Source organism: Desulfosoma sp., assembly GCF_052743555.1.
On record NZ_JBRAHS010000024.1, the window covers coordinates 26,054 to 38,548 of the forward strand.

Here is a 12,495-nt window from a genome sequence, read left to right on the forward strand (position 1 = left end):
CTTGGTGGTTTTCGGAAAAAGGCTGTGGTCGACCGCCGCGCTGACCTTGGGGGTTGCGGCCGTGGGTTTTTGGGTCCACAACCCCTACACCCTTCAACTTCTCATCGTCATCGGCATTCACACCCTGTTGGCTCTGGGTCTGAACATGCTCATGGGCTATGCCGGCCAAATTTCTCTGGGGCACGCCGCTTTTTTTGGTTGGGGCGCCTACGGCTCAGGCATTCTCACCACCCACTTTCAGTGGTCCCCTTTGGCGGCGCTGCCTGTGGTGTTGGCGGCGGCGTGCCTTGTGGGCTATGGCATCGGGCGGCCGGTGCTTCGTCTTTCCGGTTACTACCTGGCCATGGGAACCCTGGGCTTGGGCATCATTGCGCACGTCATCTTTCGAGAATGGGACACCTATACCGGAGGGGCCTCGGGGTTGGTGGGCATTCCTCCTCTGGTCGTTGGATCCATCATGGTGGAATTTGGCCGAAGCGGTTTTTACGCTGTGTGGGCCATGGTGGTGCTCTGCTTCATATTGTGCGGCCGTGTGGTGGATTCGCGGGTGGGTTGGGCGCTTCGAGCCCTGGGGGACAGCCAGGGCGCGGCGGCCGCCTGTGGCATTCATACGGCGCACCTGAAAGCGGTGATGTTTTCCTTCAGCGCCGTGATGGCCGCTTTGGCCGGATACCTTTACGCCCATCTTTTGGGATTCATCAGCCCCAGTTCCTTTGACTTTCTGATGTCCATTCGCATGGTCACCATGGTGGTCATCGGCGGCATGGCCAGCATCTGGGGTTCTTTGCTCGGGGCTTCAGTCATCACTTTGCTTCCGGAATGGCTTCACGTGTTTTCTGACTACGAAATGATGATCTATGGTTTGATTCTCATGGTGGTCATGATTTTTCTTCCCCAGGGACTCACTCGAGGCGTCCTGGACGCTGTGCAGCGTGCTCGGTTCCGCGCACGTCAAAGGGAAAGCGTCGTTACGGGGGTGGGGGACGGGCAGTGAGCACAGCACAGGCTTTTTTAAAAATCGAGGGGGTTTGCAAAGCCTTTGGCGGGGTTCAGGCTTTGTATGATGTGTCCTTTTCGGTGGCACGCCGTCACATTCACGCCCTGATCGGACCCAACGGGGCCGGAAAGACCACCCTTTTCAATGTCATCTCCGGCGCTTTGGCTCCCGACAAAGGATCCGTGTCACTGGACGGCATGGCCATTCACGGCCGGCCCATGTATGAATTGGTGCGGCGCGGTATTGGGCGAACCTTTCAGAATGTGGAACTTTTCGGCAGCATGACCGTGCTGGAAAATGTGCTCGTGGGCTGCCACAGTCAAACCCGCTGCGGCTTGCTGGGAGCCATGGCCCGATGGCCGTGGGTGCGCCGGGAAGAGCGATGGGCGCGACAACGGGCCATGGAACTTTTGGACATGGTCGGGCTGGCGGATGCTGCGCAGCGAAGGGCCGTGGACCTGCCCTTTGGTTGGCAGCGCCTGGTGGAAATTGCGCGCGCTTTAGCTAGCGATCCGAAGCTCCTGCTGTTGGATGAGCCCGCCGCAGGGCTCAACGCCGTGGAAACGGAGCGATTGTCCCATCTCGTGCAAAAAATTTGCGCTTTGGGCGTCACCGTGCTGCTGGTGGAACACGACATGAACCTCACCATGGACATTTCCGATCGCATCGTGGTGCTGGATCGCGGTCGCAAGCTGGCGGAAGGAGGCCCTCGAGAAATTCAGGCCAGTGAGGCCGTGATGGAAGCCTATTTGGGGAAGAGACGCTGAGAGGGGCAAAGGCGGTTTGGACCAATGTTGGTGGTTCGTAACCTTCGAGCTGGATACGGCCGTATTGAAGCTTTGCATGGAGTGAGTCTTTCCGTGAGGCAAGGGGAAATCGTGGCCTTGGTGGGCGCCAACGGGGCGGGTAAGAGCTCTTTGCTCAAGGCCGTGGCCGGGCTGATTGTTCCCTGGCAGGGGGAAATTCTCATGGAAAACAGCTCCATTGCCGGCAGAAAGCCGCCTGAGATCGTCGCCGCGGGGATCGGGCTCGTCCCCGAAGGGCGATGGCTGTTTCCACCCATGAGCGTCATGGACAATCTGATATTGGGAGCCTATCTGCGGCTGCGCCGTGGGGACAAGGAAGGTGTGCGCCGAGATCTGGAGCGCGTCTTTTACCTGTTTCCCATTCTGGCCGAACGGAAAAAACAGCCGGCCGGTTCCCTTTCCGGAGGGGAACAACAGATGCTGGCCATGGCTCGAGCCCTCATGAGCCGCCCGAAGCTTATGCTGCTAGATGAGCCTTCCACAGGCCTGGCGCCGCTTCTGGTGGAAAAGATTTTTGAAATCATTGTGCAGCTCAACGCCGAAGGCATCACTTTTCTTCTTGTAGAACAAAACGCTCGAGCCGCCTTGGCCGTAGCGTCCCGCGGCTACGTTTTGGAAACGGGCCGCATGGTCCTGCAAGGGCGGGCTCAAGACCTGCTGGAAGATCAGGAAGTCAAAAGGGCGTACTTGGGCAAGGATTATCGGGAGTTTGCGGAGGGGAGGGCCTGATGGGCGGTTTAAGGAACGGCAACGGGGAAGGTTGGAGTCCTGAAGAACGACGGCAGCAGCAGTTGGAGCAGCTTCAGGTCTCCTGCAATCGAGCTTATCGAAGCGTGCCGTTTTATCGCAACCGTTTTCAAGCTCTGGGCCTGTCCCCTCAGGACATCACGAGCCTTGAGGACCTCAGGCGCCTGCCTTTTACCGAACGCCGGCATTTCATTGAACATTACCCCTACGGGTTGTTTGCCGTGCCCTTGCGGGACATCGTACGCATTCATACGGCTCCGGGAGCCGCCGGTGGACTGACGGTGAGCGGTTACACCGCAAGGGACCTCAGAGTGTGGAAGGATATGGTGGCCCGAGCCCTGCGGGCGGCGGGGGTGAGCGCCGACGATATCTTGCAGATTGTTTTGCATCCAGGTTTGGCCAACTGGGGCCGGGATTACAAGGACGGGGCCGAGGCGCTGCAGGCGGGGGTGATCCCCTTGAATGCTTTGCACATCAGCAAGCAAATTCTGGTGCTTCGAGACTATAAGACTTCGGTGCTGGTCACAACCCCCAGCTCGGCGATCCAGTTGCAGGAACTCCTGTTTGCCGCGGACATCAATCCCAACGAACTGTCCCTCAAGACCTTGATCCTCGTGGGTGAACCTGCCGAGCCTGCTGTGCGCCGGGCCATCGAAGAATATCTTCATGTGACCACGTGGCAGCATTACGGACTGAGCGAAGTGCCCGGCCCGGCGGTGGCCTACGAGTGCGGGGCTCATGAGGGGCTGCATGTGGCTGAGGACCATTTCGCGGTGGAAGTGCTGAACCCTGAAACGCAGGAACCGGTGGCCGAAGGGGAGAGCGGCGAATTGGTTCTGACCAGCCTGACCATTCAAGCCTTCCCCTTGATTCGCTTTCGTACAGGGGATTTGGTGCGCGTGGTGGGTCGACCCTGCCCGTGTGGACGAACCTTGCTTCGCGTGGAATGGTTGCCGCAGCGTGTGGACGACCTCATGGTCATTCAGGGTGTCAAGATTCAAAAAGACCAGGTGGCGGTTCGCGTCGCTCAGACCGTGGGCTTTGCGCCCCAGCGGCTTTCCGTGCACCTTGTGCAGCAAGGCGGGTACAAAGCCCTGGAAGTGCGTCTGGGCATGGAAGAAGCTCTTTTCAGCGATGAAATTAAGGAACTGGAACACCTGGTGCGGAAAACCGCCTTTGAATTGCGGCAGGAATTCGGTGTTCCCGTGGAAGTGCGCCTCTTGGAAGGCCCAAGCGTCAGTGCGCCAGCGACGGCCTTGGATCGAAAATCGCCCGCAAGGTTGTGAAGGCCGGTTTTTTCGTCGCACCAATGGGCGGCTCCGCGGTTCCTGCCCCAGGGATCACGAGATCGCCGTCTGTCTCATGAAGCGGCCGGCTTCTGCCGGACGCAGGGGCTGCCCGGTTCGTTGCTTCAGAGCGGCGCAAAGACCTGATGAAATGTCGTGACGTGCGCCGCTCCCCTCGAAGCGTGTCCGAGAATGCCGAATGTGGTCAAATGCAGCCTTGCTACGCATTGAAATGAGCAGGCCGCGGACCGTAAGAGATGAGTTCTCGGACGGCCTCCTCTAAGGCCGTTCGACAACCCCTGCTGTAGAAGCGGCGCAAGCCGCGATAAGGCAGGGAGCGTGCGCGGCTCGTGTTGAAGGTGTTCTCGGACTAGCTCCTGAAAAAGGCCGTCCGAGAATATCTGCAGTAGGAGCGGGGCAAACCTCGACGCTTGATCGCGCCTTGCGGCGCTCCTACAGAGTGCGACAAAAACGGCCCCGAAGAGCCATCCTCAGACAGGCTCTTGAAGGGTCAAAGGCAGAGGAGGTGGAGTGAATGGACGTATTGGTCGTGGGGGCTGGAGCCATCGGCGGCTACTACGGGGGCCGTTTAGCTCAAGCGGGTGCGCGCGTGTCCGTGGTGGCCCGATCCGATTACTCAGTGGTGGTTCGGGAAGGAATCCGCATTGAAAGTGCGGCGGGCGATTTTCATTTTCGGCCGGATCGCGTCCTGCATAAGGCCGAGGATCTTGGCCGGTATCCCGACGTGATTCTGGTGGGTTTAAAGGTTCTCAAGCACATTCGGCCGGCGGAACTGCTTCGAGCAGCCGTGGGGCCGAAAACAGCGTTGCTTCTTATTCAAAACGGAGTGGATGTGGAGCGGCCCGTGGCTGAGGCCTTTCCCGACAATGAAATTCTCAGCGGGTTAGCCTTCATCTGTGTGCATCGCACGGCCCCCGGCTGTGTGCTGCATCAGGACTACGGCCGCCTGGTTCTGGGCCGTTATCCTGAAGGAACCTCCAGCAGGGCGGAAAAGCTGGCCGAAATGTTTCGCCGGGCTGGTGTACCCTGTGAGGTGACGCCCAATGTGGTGACGGCTCGGTGGCACAAACTGGTGTGGAATGCGCCGTTCAATCCCATGTCTGTTCTGTGTGGCGGTGCCAACACCTCAGAAATGCTGGGTCATGATGAAACCGCTCGGCTCGTGCGGGCGGTCATGGAAGAGGTGTGTGCCGTGGCGTCGGCGGCGGGACACGCGCTTCCCGACGATGTGGTGGAGCGCATGATCACCGATACCCGCAAAATGACCCCGTACAAGACAAGCATGCTTTTGGATTACGAGGCGGGACGGCCCATGGAAGTGGAAGCCATATTGGGCAACGCCGTGCGCATCGCCAGGCGCCTCGGCGTGCATGTTCCCCGCATGGAAACGCTTTACGCCTTGATGTGCGGCCTCAGCCAAAAATCATAAAAGATGGCGGAAGTGCATGGGAATCGAACCCACCTGGGACGCCCCTCAGCGCCCCACACCGGATTTGAAGTCCGGGAGCCCCACCAGTGAGCTTGGCACTTCCGCCGCCTTTTTTACTGCAGTCAAACCCTTTTGGCAAGCCCTTGGCCTGGAGCCTTTCAGTGGGTTTTGCGCTTTTTGGGAGGGGTGACGGTGATGAGCTGATATTGCCGAGAGCCCAGCCCAAGGGATTCGGCGTATTCCAATTGATGTTCCCAAGGAATATGAGGGTAGACGCCACGAATCTTGTCCTCAGGCGGCGGGTTCATGGTCCCGAGATGGCTGTTGGCTAAGACGGGTTGTGCATTCACGAGATCCACCGACGCCTGGTCAATGGCCACGGGATCGACCGAGGCCAGGATGCCGATATCCGCCACAATGGGCGCATCCGCCGATGCATGGCAGTCACAGGCGGGAGAGATCTGGGTGAGAAAATTGATGAAGAAGCTCTTGTCTTCCTTTCCGTGAAGGGCTCCTACGGTGTATTCCACCATGCGCTCCATGAATCCGGTGATATCTTTATCCCACTGAATATCGATCGCTTCTTCGGGACATGCATGAATGCAGGAGCCGCACCCCACGCATTGAGAAGCATCGATGCGAGCCACTTTCTTGATGGTTTCCTTGGGGCGGGCCATACCTTCCGGGCGTTGCACCAAAGTGACGGCCTCGTGCGCGCACACCTTGATGCAGGATCCACAGGCGATACATTTTTTCGGCCGAATCTTGGGCTCCATGACACTGTGTTGCGCCATCTTGCCGCGCCGTGAGGCGCCGCCCATCCCCACGTTCTTGATGGCGCCGCCGAATCCGGCCAATTCGTGCAGTTTGAAGTGAGCCACGGAGACCAGAGCGTCGGCGCGAGCCAGGGCGGACGCAATATAGACGTCCTGACACCGTGGCAGGCAAACCGGGACCGCCACCTCATCCCGGCCGTCCAGGCCGTCGGCGATGACCACTGGAGCGCCCACCACTTCCACAACGAATCCGTTGCGCATGGCTGTGAGCAGATGATCCACGGCATTGCCTCGCGTGCCCACGTAAAGGGTTCCCGCATCGGTGAGAAACGGTCGCCCATCGGCCGCTGCAATGGCGTCGATGATCGGCCTGACTAAAAGAGGCCGCACAAAGGCTGTGTTGCCTCGCTCTCCAAAATGCATCTTAACGGCGGTCAAGGCCCTTTTCGGAATGCGCCGGGCCATGCCGGCCTCTTTGAGAAGCCACGAGATTTTGTCCAAAAGATTGCAGGCATCATCGGCCCGAAGATCAATGTGATAAACGGCGCTTGGGGACATATCTATCTCCTTCGGTTACCAAGACAGGAGAACCGCGAGAATACCCGTCAGGAAAATACCATCAAATGTGCCGGCCCCTCCGATGGAAGCCACCGGTGCCCGCAGTTCGCGAAGGCGATGAAGGTTCAGCAGATCGGCACCAATAAGGGTTCCCAATGTTCCAGCGACATAGGCCGTGGGAGGCGCCCACGAGGGATTGAAAACGAGGGCGGCTAGAGCGGCTATCAAAGGTGGAATGAACATGGGTGTAGCGATGCCCAACCCGGGAACGGGTCGGGCGATGCGATGGATTACGTAAGTGACGACGCCGGTACCCAAGAGCATTCGCAGGGGATGCTGCGCGTGGATCAAGAGATAGAGGGAAAGCAAGGTGGGAATGACAGCACCGCCCAGGTTGACCGCCAGAACCATTTCTCGAGGTTGCCGCCACCGAGGCGGGCGGTAGCGCAGTCCGAAAAAGGCCACCAGATCGATGGGCGCAGGCTCGTCGTCCAGTCGAAGCCGCTTAACGGGAATATTGATCATACTGCCGATAATGCACAAGAAAAGCAGGGAAAAAAGCTGTTCGGGAGGGATGCCCAGCCTGGCGAAAGCCATGGCAAAGAGCCCGAACTTGACAAGCCCGAAGACCAGAAACAGCAAGAAGAGGAACAGAAAAAAGAAGATCAGGAGAAACGGCGGAAAAAACATAGAGGATCCCTTTTATTCCAACACGGACAGGACGGCAGGTTCCACCTGGTCGGCGTATTGTTCGAAGTTTTTTCGAAAAAGCCCTTTCAGGTGTTCCACTTGATCGGCGTAAGCTTTGGGGTCATGCCAGGTGGCGACGGGGGTCAGCAGTTCCTTGGGAACACCGGGGCATTCTTCGGGCACCAGCAGCCCGAAGTAGGTTTCCTTGTGAAAGGCTACGGTGTCCAGAGCACCGTTCAAGGCCGCCTGCACCATGGCACGGGTATAGGCGATGGGAATGCGTCGGCCGACACCATGAGGTCCTTGAATCCAGCCCGTATTGATAAGCCAGCAGCGAGCCCCGTGGGCTTCCATGCGACGCCGCAGGAGTTCGGCGTAGACGTGGGGAGGCAGCGCCATGAAAGGAGCGCCGAAGCAGGTGCTGAAAGTGGCCTGAGGTTCCGTGATGCCGGCTTCCGTGCCGGCCACCTTGGCCGTGTAACCGGAAAGAAAATGGTACATGGCTTCATGAGGACGCAATCGTGCAATGGGCGGCAGCACACCAAAGGCGTCGCAGGTGAGCATGACGATGTCCTTGGGATGGGGCGCCATGCCGCTGGGCGAGGCGTTTTCAATGAAAGACAGGGGATAGGCGGCGCGGGTGTTTTCCGTCAAGGTATCGTCGTCTAGGTCGATTTCCCGCGTCTGAGGGTCGATGGCCACATTCTCCAAAACCGTGCCAAAGCGCTGCGTGCATCGATAGATCTGCGGTTCGGCTTCCGAGGACAATCGAATGACCTTGGCATAGCACCCGCCTTCAAAATTGAAGATGCCGTTGTCGCTCCAGCCGTGTTCGTCATCGCCCACCAGGGTTCGGTTCGGATCCGCCGAAAGACTGGTTTTTCCGGTACCGGAAAGACCGAAAAAGATAGCCGAATGCCCGTCCGGACCCACATTGGCCGAGCAATGCATGGGAAACACGCCCTTCTGCGGCAAAATAAAGTTCATCATGGTGAAGACGGACTTTTTGATTTCGCCTCCGTAGCCCGTTCCACCGATGAGGATACGTTTTTTGCCGAAATGTTCGATGATAAAGGCGCCGGACCGCGTGTGGTCCCATTCGGGGGATGCACGAAAGTGAGGGGCGGCGATGAGGGTGTATTCCGGTTGAAAATCGGCCAGTTCCTGGCGATCATGAAGGCGAATAAACATGTTGCGGGCAAACAGGCTCTGCCAGGCCATCTCCGTGATGATACGCACCGCCACGCGATACTGTGGGTCGGCGCCCACGTAACAATCCTGCACGTAGATTTCCCGACCCTGCAGGTACGCCAAGAGCCGTGCTTCCAGCTTGTCGAAATCCGTGGGCTCAAAAGCTCGATTGACGGGTCCCCACCAGATCTTGTCCTCGCAGGAGGGTTCCCGAACAAGAAATTTGTCGTGGGGTGCACGCCCGGTGTAGGCTCCCGTGCGCACTACCAAGGGACCGTTGCGAGCCAAGAGCCCTTCGTGGCGTTTGATGGCCTGTTCGTAGAGCACGGGTGCCGGGGCGTTGTAAAAGACTTGCGTGTAATTGACGATGCCTTGCGCATCCACCGGGACCTTACGACCTTCCAAGGGGGATCTTTCACATGTCTCCATCATTGCGCTCCTGAGTGGCCGCTCCGTGGGAGTCTGCCGAACCTTTCGTTTTGTGGGAACGGGATACGCCGTTTACGTTTCATTCTATTCAGGGTGGCCTTTGAGGACCGTTTGCGTTTCATTTCGTAGGAGCGTCGCAAGGCGCGATAAGGTGTCGCGGCTGGCGCCGCTCCTACTGAAGGTATTTTCACTCGCGCTGCTCGCTTTCCGAAAAAATTACAGCCATCCTTTTACAGCATCGAGCAGAGAATTGTACACAGGAACGTGGCCAGGCATGTCCACGGGCTCGGATGAGCGGCGCACAAGGACGGGAAAGCATCCCGCCCTTTCAGCGGCGGCCACATCGCTGAGCTTATCCCCGATAAAGGCCGTTGCTGCGAGACAAATCGAAAACAAGGAGGCCGCCGCCAGAAGCATGCCGGGTTGGGGCTTTCGGCATGAACAGTTTTCGTCGGGTCGATGAGGACAATAAAAGGCCGCATGAATCCACCCTCCGGCGCTGCGCACTTCGCAAATCATATAATGGTGCAGTTCGAAAAAGGCATTCCAGTCCATCAGACCGCGGTGAAGCGCGGATTGGTTGCTGATGATCACCACGTGCACACCTCGCCTTCGCAGCCGTCGAAGGGCTTCCAAGGCATCGGCATAGAAGATAAACTCATGGCGGCTTTTGACGTAATCGGGACGATCCCGGTTCAAAATGCCGTCACGGTCCAGAAACACAAAGCGGGGCGACAAAGGCGTGTAGGAAGAGACCCAACTGATCAATGTGACCTCCCTGTGCTTTCGTGCCTTGACAGAGGGCGGCATGGCGGAAAAGAATACCTCGTCATGGCATTCACGCAAACCATCCTTCCGCTCCTAACAGGAAAATTTTGTGAGCACAAGGCCCCTGCACCGTCTTCAAGATCTTTTGGGGTACCGCTTTCAGAGTATCGACCTGATACACCAGGCCCTAGTGCATCGGTCCTACGCCCATGAAAGAACTGAAACGGGCCTTGACGACAACGAACGGTTGGAGTTTCTCGGGGATTCGGTTCTGAGTCTTGTCATTTCCCACATGCTTCTCATAAAATTCCCCCAAGCCGATGAAGGAAGCTTGTCTCGCATGCGGGCATCCCTGGTCAACGAAGGGCGTCTGGCAGCCATCGCCGCCGACTTGGGATTGGGAGACCTGATGCGGCTGGGAAAGGGTGAGGAGATGTCCGGAGGGCGGGATAAGCCGTCCATTCTGGCGGATGCCGTGGAAGCCCTGCTTGGAGCGGTGTATCTGGACGGAGGACTAGACGCCGCTTTTCATGTGGTGCGCCGCCTTTTCGATGAAAAGCTGGAGCAAATGGTCACTGAAGAGGATCCCTTGCGCCGCCTGGACAAGGATTTCAAGACGCAGCTTCAAGAAGCCACGCAGGCGAAAAAACGCATGGTGCCGCAATACGTGGTAGAACGCGAAGAAGGGCCGGATCACGACAAGGTTTTTTACGTCACTGTGAGTCTCGAAGGGCGCCTGCTGGCTCGCGGCGTGGGCAAGAGCAAAAAGGCGGCGGAACAGGACGCGGCGCAAAAGGCCTTGGCTTGGCTTGAGGCTGGAGGAGAACTCATATGAACGGCGAACAAAAACCCGCTGCAATGTCCCTGCGATGGATCGCGTTGTGCTGTAGCGCCGCCATAGCCTTTGCCGCGGGTGGACTAATGTTTTTTCGCGCGCATCATGAAATTCATGCCAAAGAAACGGCACATTTTCTTCGCACCATCGCCGCTTCCAAGGCTGCGGAATTGGCCGCCTGGGTTCAGGACCAAAAAGACGACGCTCTGGCGCTCCAAAACTCTTCGGCCTTTTTGGAACCGTTGGCCCACCATCTGGTCGGCGACGAAATGGCGCTTCCGAAACCTTTGCAGGATCTGCTGCGGTACGTCGCCGTCAGCCACGATGTGGACGATGTGGTCCCTCTGGACCGAGAAGGGCGGGTTCGGTTTTCGTTGAGCGGCCGGCGCGGGGTGCCGCCAGAAGGTTTGGAGGGTCTCAGGGAGGCACTTCGGACGGGCCTGCAGGTGATGACCGACATGCATATTGATCCGCGTACAGAGTCGGGCTGCTTGGATGTCGCCGTGCCTATCGTCGGCGGCGGTTCCTCCACGCAGCCTTTGGGAGGGGCTTTGCTAGTGACCAGGGCCTCTCGATTCATCGACCCCATGATCCAAGCGTGGCCGGTGCCCAGTGCGACGGGGGAAGTGTTGCTGGTGCAGCGTGAGGAAGATGAGGTTGTGGTTTTGAATGCACTGCGCCACAAGCCCGATGCGGCGCTGCGTCCTCGCTTCCCTTTGTCCCGGCAAGATCTTCCGGCAGTCATGGCCGCTCGCGGACAATCCGGCGTGGTTCATGGGGCGGATTACCGCGGCGTGCCGGTGACGGCGGCCATCACGGCCGTCAAAGGGCCCTCTGGTTTCTGATTGCCACGATGGACCGTCAAGAAGCAGAAGCCAAAAGTCGCATTTTGTCTTTTTCCATCATAGGCCACATCCTCGGTTTTGGAGCCCTTTTGGCTGCCTTAGTCTTTTTGGCGCACCAAAGTGCGCGCAAGGCTCACTCTGAAAGGCTCTATCATGCCGAGTCCGAACTGCGTCGATCTTTGGCACGGCAGTCGGATGTCTTGCAGGCTCTGAGCGAGGCGGTCATCGCCACAGATGCTCAAGGCCGTGTGGATGTGTGGAATCTCGAAGCGGAAAAGCGGACGGAATGGCCGGCCCAGGAGGTCTAGGGCAAACCTTTGGCGCAGATTTTGACCGTGCGCGATGAGAGGAAAAACCGTGTGGACGAAGGCCTTTGGGGGTTGGCACGGCGAAGACGGCGCACCAAAGGCGATGAGACCGTTTTCGTGCAAACGCGATCGGGTCGAAATGTTCCGGTGGGGCTGAGGATGTCGACGCCGAAAGGCGCTTCGGAGGGGGTAGACGCGTACATCTTGTGCCTGCGGGACCAGAGCCAGGAGTGGCTTTCCCGGAAAATCCAGGAAATACGGTTGGATCTCTTGGAACGTTCCGAAACCCAAGGTGTGGACCAGATTCTGCCCCAGACACTTCGCGCTGTAGCGGATCTACCGGAAAGCTCGGAAGGCTTTTACGCCACTTTGGGAAGCAGTGGCTCCACCGTTCAACGCGTGCACTGGTCCGAAAATGTGCCCAAGAAATTTTGCGATGCTCCACTCTCTCAAGGGCACCATGACTTCAAGAAGGCCCCTTTGTGGGCCGATGCGGCATGAACAAAAAAACCATGATCGTTAATAACTACGAGGCCTGGCGGAAGAGCGACCCCGTCAAAGTGAAGCTCGATACAGAAGTCTTATTCGGGACCACAAGGCCGTCAAACTGCTCATCGATCCCCAGGATGGCCGCATTGTGGACGCCAATCGAGCAGCCGTGTCGTTTTACGGTTGGTCTCATGAAGAACTGACCCACATGTTCATTCAGCAGATCAATACCCTCCCTACGGAAGTCATCAAAGAACGAATGGCGCAAGTCCAAGAAGGGCGGCGGGCCCATTTTGAATTTCAGGACCGATGTGCCGACG

Annotated in this window: 14 protein-coding genes and 1 tRNA gene; 10 read left to right on the forward strand and 5 right to left on the reverse strand. The window is 58.2% G+C overall.

Annotated elements, in window-relative coordinates; genetic code table 11:
- Positions 1-4: 4 nt before the first annotated feature.
- The 5 genes from ACUVSA_RS13350 (at position 5) to ACUVSA_RS13370 (ending at position 5,286) form a co-directional block, all read left to right on the forward strand.
- Positions 5-994 (forward strand): branched-chain amino acid ABC transporter permease, encoded by a 990-nt coding sequence (locus tag ACUVSA_RS13350; protein ID WP_445895193.1) that lies wholly within the window; start codon positions 5-7, stop codon positions 992-994.
- Positions 991-1,764: an ABC transporter ATP-binding protein gene (locus ACUVSA_RS13355; RefSeq protein WP_445891487.1), complete on the forward strand. Its 774-nt coding sequence runs from the start codon at positions 991-993 to the stop codon at positions 1,762-1,764. Before ACUVSA_RS13350 ends, ACUVSA_RS13355 begins: the two co-directional genes overlap by 4 nt.
- A 24-nt stretch (positions 1,765-1,788) precedes the next feature.
- Entirely contained in the window at positions 1,789-2,532 is a 744-nt protein-coding gene (locus ACUVSA_RS13360; protein ID WP_445891488.1) for an ABC transporter ATP-binding protein, read from the forward strand.
- Complete coding sequence (locus ACUVSA_RS13365) at positions 2,532-3,836, forward strand: phenylacetate--CoA ligase family protein (protein ID WP_445895194.1); 1,305 nt, start codon at positions 2,532-2,534, stop codon at positions 3,834-3,836. The genes ACUVSA_RS13360 and ACUVSA_RS13365 overlap by 1 nt, the downstream gene beginning before the upstream one ends.
- Positions 3,837-4,371: 535 nt before the next feature.
- Positions 4,372-5,286: a 2-dehydropantoate 2-reductase gene (locus ACUVSA_RS13370; RefSeq protein WP_445895195.1), complete on the forward strand. Its 915-nt coding sequence runs from the start codon at positions 4,372-4,374 to the stop codon at positions 5,284-5,286.
- Positions 5,287-5,290: 4 nt separating this feature from the next.
- Here the strand turns inward: ACUVSA_RS13370 and ACUVSA_RS13375 are convergent.
- From ACUVSA_RS13375 to ACUVSA_RS13395, 5 genes are all read right to left on the reverse strand, one after another.
- Positions 5,291-5,389, reverse strand: a tRNA-Sec gene (locus ACUVSA_RS13375).
- A gap of 55 nt (positions 5,390-5,444) precedes the next feature.
- Positions 5,445-6,620, reverse strand: coding sequence for a DUF362 domain-containing protein (locus ACUVSA_RS13380; protein WP_445895196.1), 1,176 nt, complete (start codon positions 6,618-6,620; stop codon positions 5,445-5,447).
- 15 nt (positions 6,621-6,635) lie between these two features.
- Positions 6,636-7,310, reverse strand: a complete 675-nt coding sequence (locus ACUVSA_RS13385) for a DUF1614 domain-containing protein (RefSeq protein WP_445895197.1) — start codon at positions 7,308-7,310, stop codon at positions 6,636-6,638.
- Between the two features lie 12 nt (positions 7,311-7,322).
- Entirely contained in the window at positions 7,323-8,933 is a 1,611-nt protein-coding gene (pckA, locus tag ACUVSA_RS13390) for a phosphoenolpyruvate carboxykinase (ATP) (protein WP_445895198.1), read from the reverse strand.
- A 213-nt stretch (positions 8,934-9,146) separates the two neighbouring features.
- Positions 9,147-9,698, reverse strand: a complete 552-nt coding sequence (locus ACUVSA_RS13395) for a D-glycero-alpha-D-manno-heptose-1,7-bisphosphate 7-phosphatase (RefSeq protein ID WP_445891494.1) — start codon at positions 9,696-9,698, stop codon at positions 9,147-9,149.
- 109 nt (positions 9,699-9,807) lie between these two features.
- Here ACUVSA_RS13395 and rnc point away from each other — a divergent pair, with 109 nt between their 5' ends.
- The 5 genes from rnc to ACUVSA_RS13420 form a co-directional block, all read left to right on the forward strand.
- Positions 9,808-10,533: a ribonuclease III gene (gene rnc / locus ACUVSA_RS13400; RefSeq protein WP_445895199.1), complete on the forward strand. Its 726-nt coding sequence runs from the start codon at positions 9,808-9,810 to the stop codon at positions 10,531-10,533.
- Positions 10,530-11,378, forward strand: coding sequence for a hypothetical protein (locus ACUVSA_RS13405; RefSeq protein WP_445895200.1), 849 nt, complete (start codon positions 10,530-10,532; stop codon positions 11,376-11,378). Before rnc ends, ACUVSA_RS13405 begins: the two co-directional genes overlap by 4 nt.
- Before the next feature lie 8 nt (positions 11,379-11,386).
- A complete protein-coding gene (locus ACUVSA_RS13410) occupies positions 11,387-11,686 on the forward strand; it encodes a hypothetical protein (protein WP_445895201.1) in 300 nt (99 codons plus the stop codon).
- Positions 11,687-11,737: 51 nt separating this feature from the next.
- Positions 11,738-12,187 carry a hypothetical protein gene (locus ACUVSA_RS13415; protein ID WP_445895202.1) on the forward strand — a complete coding sequence of 150 codons (450 nt, stop codon included), beginning with the start codon at positions 11,738-11,740 and terminating at the stop codon, positions 12,185-12,187.
- A 34-nt stretch (positions 12,188-12,221) separates the two neighbouring features.
- The coding region (locus ACUVSA_RS13420; protein WP_445895203.1) for a PAS domain S-box protein at positions 12,222-12,495 on the forward strand (274 nt) is incomplete at its 3' end.

Excerpts from the sequence above, each read along its gene's own strand:
- ACUVSA_RS13410 (WP_445895201.1), top strand. The coding sequence starts at position 11,387 with ATGGACCGTCAAGAAGCAGAAGCCAAAAGTCGCATTTTGTCTTTTTCC.
- ACUVSA_RS13365 (WP_445895194.1), top strand. The coding sequence starts at position 2,532 with ATGGGCGGTTTAAGGAACGGCAACGGGGAAGGTTGGAGTCCTGAAGAA.
- pckA (WP_445895198.1), bottom strand. The coding sequence starts at position 8,933 with ATGATGGAGACATGTGAAAGATCCCCCTTGGAAGGTCGTAAGGTCCCG.
- ACUVSA_RS13380 (WP_445895196.1), bottom strand. The coding sequence starts at position 6,620 with ATGTCCCCAAGCGCCGTTTATCACATTGATCTTCGGGCCGATGATGCC.
- ACUVSA_RS13405 (WP_445895200.1), top strand. The coding sequence starts at position 10,530 with ATGAACGGCGAACAAAAACCCGCTGCAATGTCCCTGCGATGGATCGCG.
- ACUVSA_RS13385 (WP_445895197.1), bottom strand. The coding sequence starts at position 7,310 with ATGTTTTTTCCGCCGTTTCTCCTGATCTTCTTTTTTCTGTTCCTCTTC.
- ACUVSA_RS13370 (WP_445895195.1), top strand. The coding sequence starts at position 4,372 with ATGGACGTATTGGTCGTGGGGGCTGGAGCCATCGGCGGCTACTACGGG.
- ACUVSA_RS13360 (WP_445891488.1), top strand. The coding sequence starts at position 1,789 with ATGTTGGTGGTTCGTAACCTTCGAGCTGGATACGGCCGTATTGAAGCT.